We start from the raw sequence: 21,123 nt of genomic DNA, 5'->3' as shown, positions 1-21,123 counted from the left end.
TTTCCCTATACTGGAAACACCCGTTTTTCATCTGATTTCAGGAGCGCCATGAACAAGGCAATCATCACCGTCGTCGGTCAGGACACCGTCGGCATCATCGCACGAGTCTGCACCTACCTGTCGAACCACCACGTCAACGTGCTCGACATCTCGCAGACCATCATCGACGGATTCTTCAACATGATGATGATCGTCGACTACTCGAACTCCGACAAGGAGTTCAGCGCCATGGTCGGCAACCTCGAGGACCTCGGCGACGACATCGGCGTGCGCATCCGCTGCCAGCGCGAGGAGATCTTCACCAAGATGCATCGCATCTGATCGACGGCCTCGAAAGGAACACACACCATGCTGAATATCATGGAGGTCCACGAGACCAACCAGATGATCGAGCAGGAGAAGCTCGACGTGCGCACCATCACGATGGGCATCTCATTGCTCGACTGCGCGAGCGAGTCCGTCGACGAGACCTGCGACAACATCTACCGCAAGATCACCACGTACGCCAAGGACCTCGTCTCCACCGGCGAGGACATCGAACGCGACTACGGCATCCCGATCGTCAACAAGCGCATCACCGTCACCCCGATCTCATTGGTCGGCGCCAGCTGCTGCAAGACCACCGAGGACTTCGTCAAGATCGCGCACGCGCTCGACCGCGCGGCCCAGGAGGTCGGCGTCAACCTGATCGGCGGATACTCCGCGCTCGTCTCCAAGGCGATGACCCCGGCCGAGGAACTGCTCATCCGCTCCCTGCCGCAGGCGCTGAGCGAGACCGAGGTCGTCTGCTCGTCGGTCAACGTCGGCTCGACGAAGACCGGCATCGACATGAACGCGGTCGAGCTGCTCGGCCACATCATCAAGGACATCGCGCACCGCACCGCCGACAACGACTCGTACGGCTGCGTGAAGTTCGTGGCGTTCTGCAACGTGCCCGACGACAACCCGTTCATGGCTGGCGGCTTCCACGGCGTCACCGAGGGCGACGTGGTCATCAACGTCGGCGTCTCCGGCCCAGGCGTCGTCTCCCGCGCGCTCGACGCCGCCAGGGGCAAGGACTTCGAGTTCCTGTGCGAGACGATCAAGCGCACCGCGTTCAAGATCACCCGTGTCGGCCAATTGGTCGCGCAGGAGGCGTCACGCCGTCTCGGCGTGCCGTTCGGCATCATCGACCTGTCGCTCGCGCCCACCCCGGCCGTCGGCGATTCGGTCGGCGAGGTACTGGAGAAGATCGGTCTGGAGCAGGTCGGTGCCCCCGGCACCACCGCGGCCCTGGCGATGCTCAACGATCAGGTCAAGAAGGGCGGCATCATGGCGTCGTCGTACGTCGGCGGCCTGTCCGGCGCGTTCATCCCGGTCTCCGAGGACAAGAACATGATCGACGCGGCGGGCAACGGGTGCCTGACGATCGAGAAGCTCGAGGCGATGACCTGCGTGTGCTCGGTCGGCCTTGACATGATCGCGATTCCCGGCGACACCACGGCCGCCACGATCTCCGGCCTCATCGCCGACGAGGCCGCCATCGGCATGGTCAACCAGAAGACCACCGCCGTGCGCGTCATCCCGGTCGAGGGCAAGGGCGTGGGCGAGATGGCGAACTTCGGCGGCCTGATGGGCTACGCGCCGATCATCCCCGTCAACCAGACGTCGTGTGAGGCGTTCGTCACCCGCGGCGGCCGCATCCCCGCCCCGATCCACAGTTTCAAGAACTGACCCGGGCCGGGGTCGGTCGGGGTCGGCTGGAATTGGCCGGTGTCGGTCGGGGTCGGACCGGATCGGCCGGACTCGGCCGGGGTCGGCTGGGCTTGGACCGGATTGGCCGGGGTTGGCTGGAATCGGCTGGGATCGGCCCGGATCAGCCCAGTCCATCCTGTGTCGGAGTACGTTCATCCGGGTATTCCCACAACTTTTCCGGGCAACCGTACGGTGAGTCCCGCTTAACGTACGGTTGCCCGGATAGCCCACGGAAACCTCCGGATGAACGTACTCTGACCCGTAATTAACGTACGTTTGTTCGGATGTTGGGTGGGAATACCCGGTTGACCGTACGCCGGTGATCCCGGTATCCCCGGTATCCCGGTACCTTGGTAACCCCGGTACAACCGGTATTCCCGGTACCTCCGGTACCCCGGTATCCTCCGTAACCCTGATAACCCCAGTATTCCGGTACCCGGTAACCCCGTACAACGTGTACGGGTCTGGCATGGGGGAGGGGTGTTGTTTCCGTCCGGTATAGGTACCCGGAGTTATCCACATAACGTCCGGGTTATCCGGAATCCCCTTGTGTCGATTGTCCATTTCCCTCCGTCACGTCTACCGTGAAAGGCATGAAGCAGCACAAGGGAGTGAACATGGCGATTACGCGTGCGCAAGAGGAGCGCCGTTGCGCCATCGGGGACACGGACGCCATGAGACGTGCTCTGAAGCGGAGGCACAAGGCGGGGGAATTGGTATCGCCGTACAGGAACCTGTATGTGTCTCCCGATTACTGGCATCGGCTCAACGTCTGTCAGCGTTCGCTCCATGTGGTACGTGGACTGCTGGTATTGCATCCGACATGGGTGTTCGCGGGGTTGACCGCCGCGGACGTCTACGGATTCGACCATTCCTGGTCGCTTCATGATGACGCCGTATACGTGGCGGATGCCAATGGGGACGGAACCGTCGATAGATCCCGTCTGTCCAGTCTGTCCATGGGAGTCGGCAATGTCAGTCGATCGGCAGGATCGGACTTCGGCGGTCATGGGGCAACCAACGGTCAGGGATTCGGGATGACGGCCACGGGGGTGTATGAGATACGACGGTTGTATATACCGTCGGTGAATAAGCATCCGGTGAACGGCATTACCGTGACCGATCCCGTTCGGACGTTGATCGACTGCGCCCTGTGCATGCAGTTCCGCTACGCATTGGCCGTGTTCGATTCGGCGGCGCGCAAGGGCGTGGACATGACGTCGGTTCGTGACTCCTGTAAGGGGTTGCATATGGATCGCGCTCCCATCGAGATGCTGGCCGGATACGCCGATGGGAGAAGCGAGAACGGGGGAGAGTCGTTGGTTCGCGCGGCCATCATCATCGGTGGATTCGCACTGCCGCAGTTGCAGGTCGAGATCCGTGACCCCTCGTATCCCGCACGTCGATTTCGAGTGGATTTCTTATGGAAGCTGTACGACGGGCGTGTGATCGTCCTGGAATATGACGGCATGGCCAAGTACGAGGATGTCTCCATGACCCGTGGGCGTACCGCGAAACAGGTGCTCAATGAGCAGAAGGAACGGGATCGTGTGTTGTATGCCGCGGGCGTGACCTTGATCCTCCACTGCACCTACGAGGACGTGTGCAGTTCGAATCGTCTGTTCGTGATGTTGCGTGACGCCGGCGTGCCCCTAGTACGATGACGACGTAACGGGGGAATGGTAATAGGGAAGACGTAATAGGGAAGACCGTCTCCGGCATCCGTTTCACCGCCCGGTCCCGTACCGGTTTGAAGTGGCCTGATTTTTGTTCTGTCTCTACTGTGAGACGGCTTGTGCCGCTTGGTGTCTATAGTACTCGTTCTCTGCCTGCTCCGGTGTCCTGTAGCCCAGAGAGGCATGCAGGCGCTTCGAGTTGTACCACGCCACCCACCGCATGGTCGCGTACTCGAGCTCGCCGACCGTCCGGTACGGCCTGTTGATCCAGATCAGCTCGCGCTTGTACGTGTTGTTCGTCCGCTCGGCGAGGGCGTTGTCGTACGAGTCGCCGACCGTGCCGGTCGACGGGAGCATGCCCGCGTCGGCCACGTGCGTGGAGTACACGAGGCTGATGTACTGCGACCCGTGGTCGGAGTGGTGCACGCACCCGTCCGCGCCCCCGTGGCAGCGCGCCCACATGACGGCCTGGTCCAGCGCCTGCAACGGCAGCTCCTCCGTGCGCATCGTCCGGGCGGCCGCCCAGCCCACGATCCGACGCGCGAACGCGTCGGTGACGAACGCGACGTACGCGAACGAGCCGTCCGCCAAACGCACGTACGTGATGTCGGCCACGTGCAGCCGGTTCGGCGCCCGTGCGGCGAACTTGCGTTCGACCAGGTCGAGCCTGCCGCCCGCGCCCCTGGCGGGGATCGTGGTGACAGGCCTCCTGCCGCCGCAGACGCCCCGGATGCCGAGCCCGCGCATGACGCGGGCGACCTGGTCCCTGCCGACCTCCTTCGGATCCCAGCCCTGGACGATGAGCTGGCGCCATACCTTGCGGTACCCGTACACGCGCATGAACTCGTCGTCGTGGATGGCGGCGATGTCGCGCGCCAGCGCCTCATGCCGCGCGGCCATGCGGCTGGGCGGCCTCGCCCTGAACGCCCTGTAGCCGCGTTCGGTCAGGAACCCGCAATCCATCCCGGCGGACAGGACCCTGCAGATCGGCCCGACCCCGAAACGGCCACGGTACGCGTCGACGTACGCGGCCTTCAACGCCGTGTCGGGTCGAGCCTGGCCGCGAAAAAAGCCGACGCCGTCGTCAGGATCTCGTTCGCCTTCCTCAGTTCCGCGTTCTCGGCGCGCAGGCGCTTCAACTCGGCGGCGGTCTCCTCCGCGCCGCGTGCGGCATCGGCCCCGGCCGTCCGGTCGGCCTTGTTCCTCCAGCGACGCAGGGTCTCGGACGAGATGCCCAGACTCGACGCGACCGAGGCCACGGCCCTCGTCTCCGACGGGTGATTCGCGCGCGACTCCTCCAGAAGCCTGAGCGCCCTCGCCTGGAATTCCTTGCTGTAACGGGTCTTTCCGGTCATGTTCCTAGTCTCCCATCAATGAGATAAAACACAGAACAAAAACCAGACCACATCAGGATGTGGTTCGTTGGTGACGTGAAGGGGTTATGTTTCGGTGATGGTGTAGGGGTTGTGGTTCCGGGGTGACGATGTGTGTAGATGGGTTGTGGTTCCGGGAGCCCGTGTGGAGCCCATGTGGGACCCATGTGGAGCCCATGTGGATAGAGGATGGCCTATGCTCGGTTGTCGGCCGTGACGTGGGGCGGATACGAAGTCGTCCGTGACAGGGAGCGGATATGGACAAGACGAGACCCGTGGTGGAATAGGACGGAAACAGGAATATGAGCGAGAACCAGACCATGCCGGAGGGCGAGACTTCCTCCAACCCGGAGGACAAGGTCGAGAAGATGTTCGAATACGGTTATCGTAAGTCGAACTACGGGCCGGACGAACTGGTGACCGACGCGCACGGCAACCCGATCTCGGTGGTCGACGCGATGCTCTCCGCCGAGAAGGCCGCCGAGACGGAGACCGTCACCCCCCATCTGTGCTACTACAGCCCGCGCATCCCCGGCAACACCGGTTCGGCGATCCGCCTGTGCGCGGTCACCGGCACGATCCTGCATCTGGTCGAGCCGCTCGGCTTCAACCTGCGCGACACCAAACTGCGCCGCGCCGGCCTCGATTACCATGACATGGCGCACGTCGTACTGCACCCGAACTTCGAGAACCTCGTCGAGTCGATGCCGAACTCGCGCATCATCGCGTTCACCGCGCACGCCACGAAACTGTACACGGAGATCGACTACCGTCCGACCGACATCCTCCTGTTCGGCCCCGAGCCGGGCAACATCCCCGACCCGATGGACATCATGGCCGGGCCGCATGTGGCCGAACAGGTGAGGCTCCCGATGCGACCGAGCCTGCGCAGCCTCAACCTCACCAACTGCGCGTCGATCGCGATCTACGAGGCGTGGCGTCAGTTGAACTTCGCCGGCGGACGCTGATCCGGGAACTTCTGATACTCCCGATAGGTGATGGCCGCGTTCGCATCGTATTTCAGGATGCCGGTTCGCGTCCACTTATCCGAGCCGAGCAACCGGTCATAGTCGCGCGTCGTCGACCATGACAGCAGCGTGAACCCTGTCGCGTCGAGGTCGTCGAGAGACCGCAGTTGCGCGGCCGACCCATGTAGGGGCGCGTATCCGCCGCGCGCCGGCACGTCGTCGGCGTCGAGGAAGCGGTAGGCCGGGCAGTCATGGTAGTACCAGTACGCGTCGATGTACGTGTATTCGTCCTGCGCGACCACCGGATGCGTCTCGGAGCACTCGACCTGCCGGCTCAGGGTGGCCGAGCCGGGCGTGTCATCGCGATCGAAGCTGTGATTGCCCCGCACCCCGAACACGATGGCGCCGGCGAGGAGCGTGACCAGAGTCACTACGTAGGCGATTCGGGTGAGGTGTCGGAAGGTCGCGGTTCGGCGGAGTACGGCTATGCCCGGCGATGGTGCCGGCGATGCCCGGCCCTCGGTGAGAGGCATGGCGAACGATACGCCCAGCGTCGCGTAGAGGAACGGCGCGACTACGCTCAGATAGCGCACCGAGAACATGCCGTATCCGCCGTTCGCCGTCTCCTGGATCGCCGACCAGAGTATGAGCAACGTTGTCGGTACGACGAACAGCATGACGATCAACGTCATCACCGACATGCGATCCATGTCGTTTGCCCGATCCTCCCGATTCCCAGGGTCCGCCCCGTTTCCCGCATCCGTCCGTCGCGGTGTGCACATACATGCCGTGTACACTGCGACCAGCGATTCGATGGCCGCCAGCACGATCGCCCCGACCGTCAATGACGCCGGCACGGGAATCTCGTCCTCGGTCATGCCGAGCAGCATCACGTCGAACGCGTTCGCCACGCCGGACATGTTCATCCTGCGCGTCACCGGCGGCAGTACGGAGGAGGAGCCGCGGACCTGTCCGATCGCGGCCGGCATCCAAGGCAGGAACAGCAGGATCGACGCGACGTAGGCGAGCATCCAACGCCAGCCATGCCATGTGCCATCGGCTCGGGTCCCTCCCGATTCGTCCCGTCGCACCGCCTTCACCGAACGGACGGCCAGCCAGACCGCGTGCGTGAACCAGACGAAGGCGGTCAGATACAGCGTCAGCATGCCCAACGCGACGATCACCGTGTACGCCGCCCACCAGCCGAGGGTGGCGGACGGGCGGCGCGATTCGGGCGGCGGTACAGCCGGTCCCGGTCGCGGCTGGCCGGCACGGCGGATCGCGGTGACGCCCGCGGCGTGCACGAGCGCATAGGTGCCGAGCGTGGCGAGCAACATCGCCATCGCGTACATGCGTAGCTCATAGCCGTAACGCAGCATGAACCCGCCGCAGAGCAACAGCGGCATGCACAGGCACGCGACGCGCTCGCCGAACAGGTCGCGCAGCATGACAAGCAGTGTCAGCACGGCGGCCCCGAGCAACAGGCAGTTGAACGTGCGCAGCATGTCGATGTTCCCCTGCACCAGCGGCATCCATGACTTGAGCATCAGGTAGTAGAGCGGCGGATGGGCGTCCACGGCGGTCAGCCTGATGAGTTCCGGCACCGGTTTCGAAGCGAGGATCAGCGAATACTGTTCGTCGAACCACAGGGATCGTCCGCGTCCCATCAGCGCGCTGGCCGTCGTGACGGCGGCGGCGCAGCACAACGCCAATACGGGGAAGGGGACGGGAAGGGCGGGACGCGGGTGCGGGCGCATCCGGTTCGGGACGGGGGAGGAGATGACGTCTGCGTGGGATCGGCATGAGGAGGGGTGTGGGCGTGACATGGCTGGACTTCCTGTGACGGTTGCCGGCGCCTACCGCGACGCCGGTTCCCTGAAGTTGCCCCCGAGGTTGCCGTCGCGCACGATGTAGCTCGGCCGTCGCTTCGTCTCGAGATACGTCTTCGCCAGATACCGGCCGATCACCCCGAGACACAGCAGCTGCAACCCGCCGATGAACGTGACGATGCAGGCGAGCGACGGCCAGCCCGCCACGGGATCGCCGAACAGGGCCGCGCGCACGGCGATGAAGCAGGTGGCGCCGAACGCGACCGCGCACAGCAGCAGTCCGATGTAGGAGGCGATGGTCAGTGGCATCGTGGAACAGGACATGAGGCCGTCGATCGCGTACCCGGTCAGCGTGAGGAAGTTCCATGTCGTGCGTCCGGCCGCGCGTTTCGCGTTCGGGTATTCGATCCACGCGGTGCGGAATCCGACCCACGCATACAGCCCCTTGGAGAACCGGTTGCGTTCGGGCAGCGCGGTGATCGCGTCGACCATGGACCGGCGCATCATGCGGAAATCGCGCGCGCCGTCGGGCACCTCGGCCGGCGACACGAGGTTCATGAGACGGTAGAACAGTCGGGAGAACACCGATCGGATCGGCGGCTCGCCGGCGCGCGTGACACGTCGCGTCGCCACGCAATCAAGCGTCGGATCATCGGCCAGCATGGCGGCCATGCGAGGCAAGAGCGACGGCGGATCCTGCAGATCGGCGTCCATCACGGCCACGAGGTCGCCGCTTGCCGCGTCGAGTCCGGCGAGCAATGCGCCCTCCTTGCCGAAGTTGCGCGACAGCGACAGCCATCGGACGTCGAACGGCCATGTGCCGCTCGCCGCCTCGCGCAGCAGCTGGGCGGTGCGGTCGCGGGAGCCGTCGTCCACGAACACCAGTTCGACGCGCATGCCGGGCGCGGCCGCGTCGATGTCGTCGACGGTGTCGGCCATCGCGGAGAGGAACAGCGGGATGCAGTCCTCCTCGTTGTAGGAGGGCACCACGATGGACAGGGTGGATGCGTTATGCATGGGAGCCTCCTTCTCTCGCGTTTCGCTTCTTCGTGATTTCGCGATGACTTCATTGTCGGTTCGGGTGACGGCTAACTTGCCTGTAGTCGCCCTGAACGGACCCTGATTCATGTCCGGGTTGTCCTCATAACGAGTACGGGATGACGTAGGGGTTGGCGGGGCGTCGTGTCGTCGGCGGCTGTACGGCGTGACCGGCACAATGGGATCCTTGACGAAAGAGGTTGAAATGGTGCGGAACGGTGATCGGACTGACAGCGGTCGGGCTGATGGTCGGATCGAAAGAACCGGCGTGGGGACGTCCGGTGAGGCGGGCGATACCGGTCCGGCTGATCGGGCGACCCGCGCCGAACGCGTCCGCCTCAGGCTCGCCGCGTGGTGGGAGGCGAACGCGCGCGACCTGCCGTGGCGCTTCGGCCGCGCGACCCCGTGGGGCGTACTGGTCTCCGAGGTGATGAGCCAGCAGACGCAGATGAGCCGCGTCGTGCCGTACTGGACCCAATGGATGGAACGCTGGCCCGACGCCAGGGCGCTCGCCGCCGCGCCGAAGGCCGACGTGATCACCGCGTGGGGACGGCTCGGCTACCCGCGCCGCGCGCTGCGATTGCAGGAGTGCGCGCGTCGTCTCAAACGAATGCGGCGACGAACTGCCGCGCGGATACGACGCCCTGACCGCGCTGCCCGGGGTAGGCGACTACACCGCGTCCGCTGTGATGAGCTTCGCGTACGGCTAGCGCGTGGCCGTGATCGACACGAACATCCGTCGCGTGCTTTCCAGACTGTTCCGTGGCGAGGAGTCGCGCGGGGGAGCGGCGAGTCCCTTGGAGCGCGCGCTCGCGAACGAGGTGCTGCCGTCGGATGGCGATGATGGTATGAACGATGTTTCACGAGATGTTTCACAGGGTGTTTCACGAGGTGTTTCACGACGTGCCCCGCGTGCGACCCCGCCGTCGGTCGTGTGGAACCAGTCGGTGATGGAACTGGGCGCGCTGGTGTGCACGGCGAAGAACCCGCTGTGCGATCGCTGCCCGGTGTCGACTGACTGCGCGTTCCTCGCCGCCGGACGTCCGGGGCTGGGGGAGCGGCGCACAAGGCCTCGCCAGCGGTTCCAAGGCACCGACCGCCAGGTGCGCGGCATCGTGCTCAAAGCGTTGCGAGAGCTGGGTTCCACCGATTCCGGCGATTCCGCTGATTCCGCGGAGTCCTTGCCGCGCGAGCGTGTCGAGTCGCTGTGGAAGAACCACGTCCAGCTCGACGCCTGCATCGCGGGCCTTGACGAGGACGGGCTGATCGAGATCCTGCCCGACGGGGCGCTGAGGCTGCCGCGGGGTTAAAACCCGTACTGAGAATGCGCGTCGCATCGACTACCCCTCAGTCCGCTTCGCGGCCAGCTCGTCCTGTAATTATGGTCGCACTACGCGCGCGTTATACCGGCTCGCCTGTCGGCTCGCACGTTGCCTACAAACAGCTCTGCTGTTTGCTTCACGGCAACGTCCTGACAAGGGGAGCCGAGTATGGGTGGCGTGTGAGGAATCGGGAGAATCGACTTGACCCGCGCGTATCGCGCGCATCCGTCCGTACACTGGGAGACGTTATGGCAGTCAGGAGGAGCAGCATGGGCGGAACCGTGAATCCCGGCGGCGCGGGTCGTCCGGGGGCGAGGTCGGGTGGGCCCAACAGGGCCGGCGGCAAGCCGGGCAAGAAGAAACGAAAGCTCAGCAAGCGCCAGCGCGCGATCTACCGCCGTCGCCGCATCGTCGTGTTCTCGGCGCTCGTCGTCGTCCTGTTCGTGCTGGGATTCACCGTGTACAGCCTCGGCCGCGGTGCTGGCGCCGTCGTCGACGTCGCCCTCGGCAACGCCGACCACACCACGCTTGAACGCTCCACATCGCCCGAACCGCATCACAGCGCCACTGTGAAGAACTGCTCGGCGAAGGACACGCGCCTCGAACTGACCGCGAAGACCGCGACGGTCGCGGTCGGCGGCTCGCTCGACTGGGTCGCGACGATCACGCACGAGGGTTCCGGCTCCTGTCTGATCGACGCCTCCGACTCCGGGCGCGTGCTCACCATCACCTCCGGCGGCGAGACCGTGTGGCGCTCCGACGCATGCCCGGCCGAGGCGCGCTCGCTCCTCATGGCCAAGGGCGACAAGGACGTCAAGACGATCACATGGAACGCGAGCCGCACGTCCGACCAGTGCGTCGAGAACCAGGACGACCTGCCCAAGGTGGATCGCGGCACGTACGTGGGCGTGCTGAGCCTCAAGAACGCGCCGAAGGTCAAGAGCCAGCCGGTCACGATCGAGGTGCAGTGAGGGGCGGAATCGCCCGCATTCGCCGACAAATCGCCCGATTTGTGAAGAATATGTGCTGATTCGCCCCCGTCGTACAGCGCACCTGCGCCTCGGCGGTATGGCGTCCACCCCTACCACTACATTTATCTATTTGCATATGGCGTGTCATATTGCGGGCATGCCGTCAACGATGAAGCGCCCGCACAGGCATATGGTGGCCGTGCCGGCGCTCCCGGGGAAACCATACGATCTAGCGAGCGATAAGGAACGTCCATTGGCTACTGAGTCCAAGACGAACACCACCACCATCACCGCACGCGCCGACCAGCACGACATCGACCTGCACAAGGCGTCGGACCGCGTGAACTTCGGTTCCATCAAGGAACCCATCGATGTGCCCTACCTGCTGGGCGTGCAGACCGACAGCTTCGACTGGCTGATCGGCAACGACCGCTGGAAGGCGCGCGTCGCCGAGGACGAGAAGAACGGCACCGTCACCACGCCGCACACCTCCGGCCTCGATGAGGTCTTCAACGAGATCTCCCCGATCGAGAACTTCGCGCAGACCATGTCCCTCACCTTCTCCGACCCGTACTTCGAGGAGCCGCGCCACACGGTCCAGGAGTGCAAGGAGAAGGACTACACCTACTCCGCCCCGCTGTACGTCAACGCCGAGTTCGAGAACGGCGAGACCGGCGAGATCAAGTCCCAGACCGTGTTCATGGGCGACTTCCCGCTGCAGACCGCGCACGGCACCTTCATCATCGGCGGCACCGAGCGCGTCATCGTCTCCCAGCTCGTGCGCTCCCCGGGCGTCTACTTCGACCGCCAGCAGGACCGCACCTCCGACAAGGAGGTCTTCGGCGCGAAGATCATCCCGTCGCGCGGCGCGTGGCTCGAGTTCGAGATCGACAAGAAGGACCAGCCGCAGGTGCGCGTGGACCGCAAGCGCAAGCAGTCCGCGATCGTCTTCCTCATGGCCATCGGCATGACCAAGCCGGAGATCCGCGAGGCGTTCAAGGACTACCCGCTGGTGCTCGACGCCCTCGACAAGGAACAGCTGCAGACCCAGGACGAGGCCCTCGTCGACCTCTACCGCAAGATCCGCCCGGCCGACACCCCGACCCCGGAGGCCGGCAAGAACCTGCTCGACTCCTTCTACTTCAACACCAAGCGCTACGATCTGGCCCGCGTCGGCCGCTACAAGATCGACCGCAAGCTCGGCCTCGAGACCGACATCAACGACCGCAGCCTGTCGCGCGAGGACATCATCGCGACGATCAAGTACCTCGTCACCCTGCACGACGGCAAGGCCACCTTCCCGGGCAAGCGCAACGGCGAGGACGTGGACCTGCGTGTCGACGTCGACGATATCGACCACTTCGGCAACCGCCGCATCCGCCAGGTCGGCGAGCTGATCCAGAACCAGCTCAGGACGGGCCTGAGCCGTATGGAGCGCGTCGTGCGCGAGCGCATGACCACCCAGGACGCCGAGGCCATCACCCCGCAGTCGCTGATCAACATCCGTCCGGTGAACGCCACCATCAAGGAGTTCTTCGGCACCTCCCAGCTGAGCCAGTTCATGGATCAGAACAACCCGCTGTCCGGTGTGACGAACAAGCGCCGTCTCTCCGCGCTGGGTCCGGGCGGCCTCTCCCGCGACCGCGCCTCCATGGAGGTGCGCGACGTGCACCCGTCCCACTTCGGCCGCATGTGCCCGATCGAGTCCCCTGAAGGCCCGAACATCGGTCTGATCGGCTCGCTGGCTACCTTCGGCCGCGTCAACCCGTTCGGCTTCATCGAGACCCCGTACCGCAAGGTCGTCGACGGCCACGTCACCGACGAGGTCGAGTACATGACCGCCGACCGCGATCTCGACCACGTCATCGCGCAGGCCAACCAGGAGCTCGACAAGGACGGCAACTTCGTCCAGGACGAGGCCCTCGCCCGAGTCGGCGAGGAGGAGGCGGTCGATGTGCCGGTCAGCCAGGTCGACTACATGGACGTCTCCCCGCGCCAGATGGTCTCCCTCGGCGCCTCGCTGATCCCGTTCCTCGAGCACGACGAGGGCCACCGAGCGCTGATGGGCACCAACATGCAGCGTCAGGCCGTGCCGCTGATCGAGTCCGAGCGCCCGCTCGTGGGCACCGGCTCCGAGTGGCGCACCGCCAACGACTCCGGCGACGTCATCAAGTCGGAGAAGGACGGCGTGGTCACCTACGTGTCCGCCGACATGATCCGCGTGATGAACGACGACGGCACCACCAGCTCCTACAAGCTGGCCAAGTTCCAGCGCTCCAACCAGACCACCTGCTACAACCAGCGTCCGATCGTCCACGACGGCGAGCGCGTCGAGGCCGGCACCGTGATGGCCGACGGCCCTGCGATCCAGAACGGCGAGCTGGCCCTCGGCAAGAACCTGCTCATCGCATTCATGCCGTGGAACGGCTACAACTACGAGGACGCCGTGATCATCTCCCAGCGTCTCGTGCAGGACGACACCCTCTCCTCGATCCACATCGAGGAGTACGAGATCGACGCCCGCGAGACCAAGCTGGGCGCCGAGGAGATCACCCGCGACCTGCCGAACGTCGGCGAGGACGCGGTCGCGAACCTCGACGAGCGCGGCATCATCCGCATCGGCGCCGAGGTCGAGGCCGGCGACATCCTCGTCGGCAAGGTCACGCCGAAGGGCGAGACCGAGCTGACCCCGGAGGAGCGCCTGCTGCGCGCCATCTTCGGCGAGAAGTCCCGCGAGGTGCGCGACACCTCGCTGCGCGTGCCCCACGGCGAGACCGGTACGGTCATCGGCGTCAAGGAGATCACCCGCGAGGACGCCGAGGAGGACGGCGACGAGCTGCCCAACGGCGTCAACCAGATGATCCGCGTCTACATCGCCCAGCACCGCAAGATCACGGTCGGCGACAAGCTCTCCGGCCGCCACGGCAACAAGGGCTGCATCTCCCGCATCCTGCCCGAGGAGGACATGCCGTTCCTCGCGGACGGCACCCCGGTCGACATCATGCTCAACCCGCTCGGCGTGCCGTCGCGAATGAACCTGGGCCAGGTGCTCGAGCTGCACCTGGGCTGGATCGCGCACTCCGGCTGGGACATCTCCCTCGACCCGGACCTCGAGGCCGAGTGGAAGAAGCTCGTCCCCGCGGGCGCCGAGAAGGCCGAGCCGGGCACCCCGGTCGCGACCCCGGTGTTCGACGGCGTCAAGCCGGACGTCCTCAAGGGCCTGCTGTCCACCACGCTGCCGAACCGCGACGGCGACCGCATGGTCGGCCCGGACGGCAAGGCCACGCTGTTCGACGGCCGCACCGGCGAGCCGTTCGCGCGTCCGATCTCCGTGGGCTACATGTACATGCTCAAGCTCCACCACCTCGTGGACGACAAGATCCACGCCCGCTCCACCGGCCCGTACTCGATGATCACCCAGCAGCCGCTGGGCGGCAAGGCGCAGTTCGGCGGCCAGCGCTTCGGCGAGATGGAGGTGTGGGCCCTCGAGGCCTACGGCGCCGCCTACACGCTGCACGAGATGATGACCACCAAGTCCGATGACGTCGACGGCCGCGTGCGCGCCTACGGCGCGATCGTCAAGGGCGAGAACCTGCCGCCGGCGGGCATCCCCGAATCGTTCAAGGTGCTCCTGAAGGAAATGCAGTCCCTGTCGCTGAACGTCGAGGTGCTGAACGCCGAAGGCCAGGCCATCGACATGAAGGACGAGGACGACGATCCGAGCAGCGCCTCCGACGACCTCGGCTTCAACATCGGCGCCCGCCCGGACGCCGCCGCGAAGGAAGACCAGGCCGCCCCGCAGCCCGAGTACCAGTGAGCGGTACCGGACGAGCCACGAGCCAAGAGTCAAGAGTCAATCGAGACAACGCAACTAGCCAATTAGCGTAAGTAAGGACGAAAGAGACAAGTGCTGGACGTCAACGCATTCGACAAGCTGAGGATCGGCCTGGCCACCGCGGACGATATCCGCGGGTGGAGCCACGGCGAGGTCAAGAAGCCCGAAACCATCAACTACCGCACCCTGAAGCCGGAGAAGGACGGTCTGTTCGGTGAGCAGATCTTCGGCCCGACCCGCGACTGGGAGTGCGCCTGCGGCAAGTACAAGCGCGTGCGCTTCAAGGGCATCGTGTGCGAGCGATGCGGCGTGGAGGTCACCCGATCCCGCGTGCGCCGCGAGCGCATGGGCCACATCGAGCTGGCCGCCCCCGTCACCCACATCTGGTTCTTCAAGGGCGTGCCGTCCCGTCTGGGCTACATGCTGAACGTCACCCCGAAGGAGCTGGAGAAGGTCATCTACTTCGCCTCCTACATGGTCACCGCCGTCGACGACGCGCAGCGCCACGAGGACCTGCCGAACCTGCAGGCCGAGTTCGACCAGGACATCAACGCCCTCGAGCACCGCCGCAACAACGAGATCGAGGATCGCGCCAAGAAGGTCGAGGCCGATCTGCACGAACTCGAGGAGGCCGGCGAGGCCAAGGGCGCCGCCAAGGCCAAGCTGCGCAACTCCGCCGAGCGCGACATGGCGGCCATCCGCCAGCGCTACGACGACCAGATCGCGCGCCTCGGTGCCGTGTTCGACAAGTTCAAGAAGCTCAAGCCGGGCGACATCATCGACGACGTGGACCTGTGGCGCGAGATGCAGGACCGCTACGAGGACTACTTCGAGGGCTGCATGGGCGCCGAGGCGGTCAAGAAGCGCCTGCAGTCGCTCGACCTCGAGGCCATCGCCGCCGAGCTGCGCGAGGAGATCAAGGACGCGTCCGAGCAGCGCAAGACCAAGGCCCTGAAGCGCCTCAAGGTCGTCAACGCCTTCCTGTCCACCGGCAACAAGCCGGAGGCCATGGTGCTCGACGTGATCCCGGTCATCCCGCCGGACCTGCGCCCGATGGTCCAGCTGGACGGCGGCCGCTTCGCGACCTCCGACCTGAACGACCTGTACCGCCGCGTCATCAACCGCAACAACCGTCTGAAGCGACTCATCGAGCTCGGCGCCCCGGAGATCATGCTCAACAACGAGAAGCGCATGCTCCAGGAGGCCGTCGACTCCCTGTTCGACAACGGCCGCCGCGGCCGCCCGGTCACCGGCGCCTCGAACCGCCCGCTCAAGTCCCTGTCCGACATGCTCAAGGGCAAGCAGGGCCGCTTCCGCCAGAACCTGCTCGGTAAGCGAGTCGACTACTCCGGCCGTTCCGTGATCGTCGTCGGCCCGTCCCTGCGCATGCACCAGTGCGGTCTGCCGAAGCCGATGGCGCTCGAGCTGTTCAAGCCGTTCGTCATCAAGCGCCTCGTCGACATGAACTACGCGCAGAACATGAAGAGCGCCAAGCGTCTCGTCGACCGCGGCGACTCCGAGGTGTGGGGCGTGCTCGAGGAGGTCATCTCCGAGCACCCGGTGCTGCTCAACCGCGCGCCTACGCTGCACCGTCTGAGTATCCAGGCGTTCGAGCCGATCCTCGTCGAGGGCAAGGCCATCCACCTGCCGCCGCTCGCCTGCGCCGCGTTCAACGCGGACTTCGACGGCGACCAGATGGCCGTCCACCTGCCGCTGTCCGCCGAGGCCCAGGCCGAGGCCCGCTCGCTGATGATGGCCTCCGACAACATCCTGAAGCCGGCCGACGGCCACACCGTGACCATGCCGTCCCAGGACATGATCCTCGGCCTGTACTACCTGTCCACCGTGGTGGAGGGCGCCAAGGGCCAGGGCCGCGTGTTCTCCTCGCTCGCCGAGGCCGAGATGGCCCTCGACCTGCACGAGATCGACATGCAGGCCAAGGTCCTGATCCGCGTGCCGAGCACGTTCACCCTGCCGGCCAGCTGGGAGCCGGGCGATCTCAAGGTCGCCGATCCGGCCGCCCAGAACGGCGAGGAGACCGTGCACGAGGAGCGTTTCCACGACGGCACCGCACTGTTCGCCACCTCCTACGGCCGTGTGCTGTTCAACGAGACGCTGCCGATCGACTACCCGTTCGTCAACGAGCAGGTCGGCAAGAAGCGTCTCGCCAAGATCGTCGACGACATCGCGACGCGTTACCCCACCGAGCAGGTGGCCGCCTCGCTGGACGCCCTGAAGGATCTCGGCTTCACCCGAGCCCCGTGGTCCGGCGTGTCCTTCGCGTTCTCCGACGTCATCGAGCCGGCCGAGCGCACCAAGCTCGTCGCCCGCTACGAGGAGGAGGCCGCCAAGGTCAACGAGAACTACGAGATGGGCTTCTCCACCGAGGAGGACCGTCGCCAGGAGCTCATCGACCTGTGGAGCAAGTGCACGGCCGAGGTCTCCAAGGCCGTCGAGCACGACTTCGACCCGTCGAACAACCTCGCCATCATCGTCCAGTCCGGTGCGCGAGGAAACATGATGCAGATCAACCAGATCGCGGGCATGCGTGGCCTCGTGGCCAACCCGAAGGGCGAGATCATCCCCCGTCCGGTCAAGTCCAACTACCGCGACGGCCTGTCCGTGCTGGAGTACTTCATCTCCCAGCACGGCGCGCGTAAGGGTCTGGCCGATACCGCACTGCGTACGGCCGAGTCCGGCTACCTGACCCGTCGTCTAGTCGACGTGGCGCAGGACGTCATCGTGCGCGAGGAGGACTGCGGCACCAAGCAGGGCATCCAGATCCGCGTGGCGGACCGCGACGCCGACGGCAACCTCGTCCTCGTCAAGAACGCGGACGGCGGCCCGTACTCCCGTCTGCTCGCGGCCGACGTCGTCGACCCGGCCGACGGCACGACCGTGCTGTACAAGCGCGACGACGCCCTGTCGATGGACGTGCTCAACGATCTGGTCGCCCACGGCGTCGAGTTCGTCAAGTGCCGTTCCGTGCTCTCCTGCGAGTCGAGCCGCGGCGTGTGCGCCAAGTGCTACGGCTGGTCGCTGGCCACCAACAAGCTGGTCGACGTCGGCGAGGCCGTCGGTATCGTCGCCGCCCAGTCCATCGGCGAGCCCGGTACGCAGCTGACCCTGCGTTCCTTCCACTCCGGTGGCGTCGCCTCCGCGTCCGATATCACGCAGGGTCTTCCGCGTGTCACCGAGTTGTTCGAGGCCCGTACTCCTAAGGGTGAGTCCCCGATCGCCGAGTTCGCCGGCACCATCAAGGTGACGGAGAACGACCGCGGCCGTCAGGTCATCCTCACCCCGGACGCCGATTCCGGCGCCCCGACCGAGGACGGCGCGATCAAGCCGATCACGTACAGCGTCTCCCGCCGCGTGCCGCTGCTGGTCAAGGACGGCGAGCACGTCGAGACCGGCCGCCAGCTGATCGAGGGTTCCGTGGATCCGAAGAAGATCCTGCGCATCCTCAACAAGCGCGCCGCGCAGATGAACATCGTCGAGGAGGTGCACAACGTGTACCGCTCGCAGGGCGTCGACATCCACGACAAGCACATCGAGGTCATCGTGCACCAGATGAGCCGTCGCGTCACCGTGATCGACTCCGGCGACACCGACCTGCTGCCGGGCGAGCTGGTGGACCAGCGCCGCTTCCGCGACGTGAACAAGGCCGCCGTCAAGTCCGGCAAGAAGCCGGCTTCCGGCCGTCCGGAGCTCATGGGCATCACGAAGGCCTCGCTGGCCACCGACTCGTGGCTGTCCGCCGCCTCCTTCCAGGAGACGACCCGCGTGCTCACCGACGCCGCCCTGAACCAGAAGGTCGACGACCTCAAGGGTCTCAAGGAGAACGTCATCATCGGTAAGCTCATCCCGGCCGGCACCGGCTTGGCCCGCTACCGCAACGCGGTGGTCGAGCCGGACAAGGCGATCCGCGACACCATCTACCCGAACTTCGGTCTGGGTGGCGACACGAATGGCGAGGGCGTCGACTTCGGCGACGGCGACATGGGCGATGTGGACTTCTCCAACATCGACTTCGGCGACCTGAAGCTCGGCGAGGACTTCAACCCCGACGACTTCCTCGACGATCAGGGCGGCACCGCCGGCTTCGGTGACGGTGACGACGAGCACCACATCGACCACACCGATTTCCTCGGCGATCTCGGCGGTGACGACTCGAACGCCGGCTCCGGCGACTCGGATGCCGACGGTTCGGCCGACGCCTCCTCGGACGCCGACCAGAACGCCTGATCCGAAAAGGTCTAGCTGACTGACTGAAGGTTGACTGAGACCGAAAAGGGTTGTGTTCTTCCCATTGACGTGGGAAGAACACAACCCTTTTTCTGTTCGTTGGGAGGAGTCTGGCCCCCTCTGAAAGGACGTTGCCGTGAAGCAAACAGCAGAGCTGTTTGTAGGCAACGTGCGAGCCGACAGGCGAGCCAGCAAACTGCGCGCGCAGCGCGTCCGTAATTGCGGACGGCTGTCAGCCGCAGGCTGACTGGGGAGAGAAGAAGAGCGGCCCAAGGGGCCGCGGGAAACACGGCATCGGCCGGAGACCGATCCCACGCGGTACTCAGCGCACGGCCATCTCGCGCAGTTCGAACAGCTGGTCGCCGAGGCGGATGACGGCCGGCGCCGCGACCTCGGCGGGGGAGCCGGGATCGACCTTCACGTCATGGCCGGCGACGACGAGGTACGTGCCGTTGAGCGAATCGCAGTCGTCGAGCCACAGCCGGTCGTTCTCGTCCATCGTGAGCGTCGCGTGGTTGCGCGAGATCGTGCGTGTCGGGTCCTCGACCTGCACGACCTTCGCGCCGTCCGGCACCGGATTGGACGGCCGGCGTCCGAGCAGCATGCTGGCGTCGACGACGATCGACTGGCCGGTGGCGTCATTGCGCATCAAATAGGTGCGGGCGTGGCGTGGCGAGGCATGCGGTTGGCCTGTCGTATCGGACCGGGCGGCGTCGCCGGCCGACGGGTTGGCCGAGGCATCGTCCGCCCGCCGGCCATCCGTCCCCTGACCGTCACCCTGACGGCGCGGCAGGGTGCTGCGTGCGTCGCCGGTGACCGGATCATCCGTGAACGCGGGGTCGGCCACAGGGGCCGTGGCGGAATCGGCGGCGGTGCGCACCGTCATCGGCACGGTGTGCGGCGTGTGCGGGGTCTGTCGGGCCTGCGCCGGGAATCCGGCGACGGTGGCCGGATACACGCCTTCGGAGCCGTCCTCGGGATCGCCGTCGAACCCGCTGGGGAACACGCCGTCCTGACCGTTCTGGCTGTACTGGCTGTCCTGACCGGTTCGATCGAACCGGTCGGCCGCACCGGTGACGGGCATCGGACCCACCGAGCCGTCGCCGTCCAGCGCCTCCGCGTCGAGCGGTTCGTCGGCCACGGACTCGATGTCGTCCACCAGCTCGTGGACGGTCTGCGCGCTCCGGACGTTCCCCTCGTGTTCCTGTTCCGCGCCGGCGGCCCGGACCGGTGGTTGGGCGGGCTGGCCGACGGCGTCGTCCTCATACCAGCCGGGTTCGGGCGGGGGAGGGAACGGGATCGTCCTGTGCATCGGCAGTTGCTTCCTTTCTGATTCGGATCGACTCGACCGCAGCGTCTCAGAACCGCGACGAACGCCGTGCGAGCGCCGCGTCGACCGCCGGATCATGCAGCTGGGCGAGCCAGTCGACCAGCGCCGGGTACAGATTCGGGTTGCACGCCAGATCGGCGTACAGTTCGGGCGCGCTGCGGGCGATCTCCGCCATCTGCATCTGATCGGTGGTCGTGGCCGCCTGCGCCGCGGTGAAACCGTACGGGTTGCGCGCCGGCTGCACGTAGGCGTCCTGCCCGTAGGCCGCGGTCGGCTGCGAGGTGAACGAGACCGGTTGCACGGTGGTCTGGCCCGTGCCCTGACCGGTGACGACGTACTGCTCGGATCGCACGGATCGCGGCTGGCGGTCCGACGTCGCGGACTGTCCGGACGTCGCGGACCGCGTGGACTCGGACCGTACGGGTTCCGGCTGCGCCGCAGTCTGTCCCGCCGTCTGACCCGCGCCGCTGGGATTGTCCGGAACCGCGTACCCCAGCTGCGCGACGGTCTCGCGCGCACGGTCGTCGCCGAATTCGGCGAGCCAGCGGATCAGTCCGGGGTAGGCGCGCGGGTTCACCGCCACGTTCGCGCCGAACTCCGGGTTTTCGTATGCGATCTTCGCGAGGAAGACGGGATCCGCGTCCGGATCCTGCACAGCCGCGACCGCGGCGTCATAATCGACCATTCCGGCTCTCCTTGGATGGCTACAACAGGTTCGCAAAGTCGTGGGCGATGCGCCGACTTCCTCGCTTGTGCCAAGTTTAGTCGCCCGCGTTTACGTTTGACCAATTCGTCTGTCCGG

11 protein-coding genes and 2 pseudogenes are annotated in these 21,123 nt (G+C 65.7%); 8 read left to right on the top strand and 5 right to left on the bottom strand.

Going from position 1 to position 21,123, the window contains the following annotated elements:
• The first annotated feature begins 48 nt into the window (after positions 1-48).
• The 3 genes from CSQ85_RS04375 (at position 49) to CSQ85_RS13020 (ending at position 3,398) form a co-directional block, all read left to right on the top strand.
• Positions 49-321, top strand: coding sequence for an ACT domain-containing protein (locus CSQ85_RS04375; RefSeq protein WP_043165110.1), 273 nt, complete (start codon positions 49-51; stop codon positions 319-321).
• A gap of 27 nt (positions 322-348) precedes the next feature.
• Positions 349-1,713, top strand: a complete 1,365-nt coding sequence (locus tag CSQ85_RS04370; protein ID WP_150382988.1) for a PFL family protein — start codon at positions 349-351, stop codon at positions 1,711-1,713.
• A gap of 1,106 nt (positions 1,714-2,819) precedes the next feature.
• On the top strand, positions 2,820-3,398 hold the full coding sequence (locus CSQ85_RS13020) for a hypothetical protein (protein WP_146143729.1): 579 nt from the start codon (positions 2,820-2,822) through the stop codon (positions 3,396-3,398).
• Between the two features lie 145 nt (positions 3,399-3,543).
• Here the strand turns inward: CSQ85_RS13020 and CSQ85_RS04360 are convergent.
• A pseudogene (locus CSQ85_RS04360) lies at positions 3,544-4,765 on the bottom strand (IS3 family transposase).
• 320 nt (positions 4,766-5,085) lie between these two features.
• Here CSQ85_RS04360 and CSQ85_RS04355 point away from each other — a divergent pair.
• Positions 5,086-5,751 carry a tRNA (cytidine(34)-2'-O)-methyltransferase gene (locus CSQ85_RS04355; RefSeq protein ID WP_223846827.1) on the top strand — a complete coding sequence of 222 codons (666 nt, stop codon included), beginning with the start codon at positions 5,086-5,088 and terminating at the stop codon, positions 5,749-5,751.
• Here CSQ85_RS04355 and CSQ85_RS04350 read toward each other — a convergent pair.
• Positions 5,724-7,418: a glycosyltransferase family 39 protein gene (locus CSQ85_RS04350; RefSeq protein ID WP_150382986.1), complete on the bottom strand. Its 1,695-nt coding sequence runs from the start codon at positions 7,416-7,418 to the stop codon at positions 5,724-5,726. The genes CSQ85_RS04355 and CSQ85_RS04350 overlap by 28 nt on opposite strands.
• A 189-nt stretch (positions 7,419-7,607) precedes the next feature.
• Positions 7,608-8,597, bottom strand: coding sequence for a glycosyltransferase family 2 protein (locus CSQ85_RS04345; RefSeq protein ID WP_150382985.1), 990 nt, complete (start codon positions 8,595-8,597; stop codon positions 7,608-7,610).
• A 226-nt stretch (positions 8,598-8,823) separates the two neighbouring features.
• Here CSQ85_RS04345 and CSQ85_RS04340 point away from each other — a divergent pair.
• From CSQ85_RS04340 to CSQ85_RS04325, 4 genes and pseudogenes are all read left to right on the top strand, one after another.
• Positions 8,824-9,928: pseudogene (locus tag CSQ85_RS04340) on the top strand (A/G-specific adenine glycosylase).
• A 260-nt stretch (positions 9,929-10,188) separates the two neighbouring features.
• Positions 10,189-10,911: a hypothetical protein gene (locus tag CSQ85_RS04335; RefSeq protein WP_150382984.1), complete on the top strand. Its 723-nt coding sequence runs from the start codon at positions 10,189-10,191 to the stop codon at positions 10,909-10,911.
• 253 nt (positions 10,912-11,164) lie between these two features.
• Complete coding sequence (rpoB, locus tag CSQ85_RS04330; protein WP_150382983.1) at positions 11,165-14,728, top strand: DNA-directed RNA polymerase subunit beta; 3,564 nt, start codon at positions 11,165-11,167, stop codon at positions 14,726-14,728.
• Between the two features lie 90 nt (positions 14,729-14,818).
• Positions 14,819-18,991 carry a DNA-directed RNA polymerase subunit beta' gene (locus tag CSQ85_RS04325; protein ID WP_150382982.1) on the top strand — a complete coding sequence of 1,391 codons (4,173 nt, stop codon included), beginning with the start codon at positions 14,819-14,821 and terminating at the stop codon, positions 18,989-18,991.
• A gap of 322 nt (positions 18,992-19,313) precedes the next feature.
• Here the strand turns inward: CSQ85_RS04325 and CSQ85_RS04320 are convergent, their stop codons facing one another.
• Positions 19,314-20,303, bottom strand: coding sequence for an FHA domain-containing protein (locus CSQ85_RS04320; RefSeq protein ID WP_190972882.1), 990 nt, complete (start codon positions 20,301-20,303; stop codon positions 19,314-19,316).
• Positions 20,304-20,349: 46 nt separating this feature from the next.
• Positions 20,350-21,006: a variant leucine-rich repeat-containing protein gene (locus tag CSQ85_RS04315; RefSeq protein ID WP_150382980.1), complete on the bottom strand. Its 657-nt coding sequence runs from the start codon at positions 21,004-21,006 to the stop codon at positions 20,350-20,352.
• Between the last annotated feature and the right edge of the window lie 117 nt (positions 21,007-21,123).

Origin of the sequence: Bifidobacterium rousetti (assembly GCF_008698235.1) — a bacterium.
Taxonomy (GTDB): Bacteria; Actinomycetota; Actinomycetes; order Actinomycetales; family Bifidobacteriaceae; genus Bifidobacterium; species Bifidobacterium rousetti.
Note: the sequence above shows the minus strand (reverse complement) of the source record. Positions and strands in the feature narration are given on the sequence as shown.

Bases quoted from the DNA above. Each gene is read 5' to 3' on its own strand.
- CSQ85_RS04350 (WP_150382986.1), bottom strand. From the start codon at position 7,418: ATGGGACGCGGACGATCCCTGTGGTTCGACGAACAGTATTCGCTGATC.
- CSQ85_RS04370 (WP_150382988.1), top strand. From the start codon at position 349: ATGCTGAATATCATGGAGGTCCACGAGACCAACCAGATGATCGAGCAG.
- CSQ85_RS04355 (WP_223846827.1), top strand. From the start codon at position 5,086: ATGAGCGAGAACCAGACCATGCCGGAGGGCGAGACTTCCTCCAACCCG.
- CSQ85_RS04375 (WP_043165110.1), top strand. From the start codon at position 49: ATGAACAAGGCAATCATCACCGTCGTCGGTCAGGACACCGTCGGCATC.
- CSQ85_RS04315 (WP_150382980.1), bottom strand. From the start codon at position 21,006: ATGGTCGATTATGACGCCGCGGTCGCGGCTGTGCAGGATCCGGACGCG.
- CSQ85_RS04335 (WP_150382984.1), top strand. From the start codon at position 10,189: ATGGCAGTCAGGAGGAGCAGCATGGGCGGAACCGTGAATCCCGGCGGC.
- CSQ85_RS04320 (WP_190972882.1), bottom strand. From the start codon at position 20,303: ATGCACAGGACGATCCCGTTCCCTCCCCCGCCCGAACCCGGCTGGTAT.
- CSQ85_RS04345 (WP_150382985.1), bottom strand. From the start codon at position 8,597: ATGCATAACGCATCCACCCTGTCCATCGTGGTGCCCTCCTACAACGAG.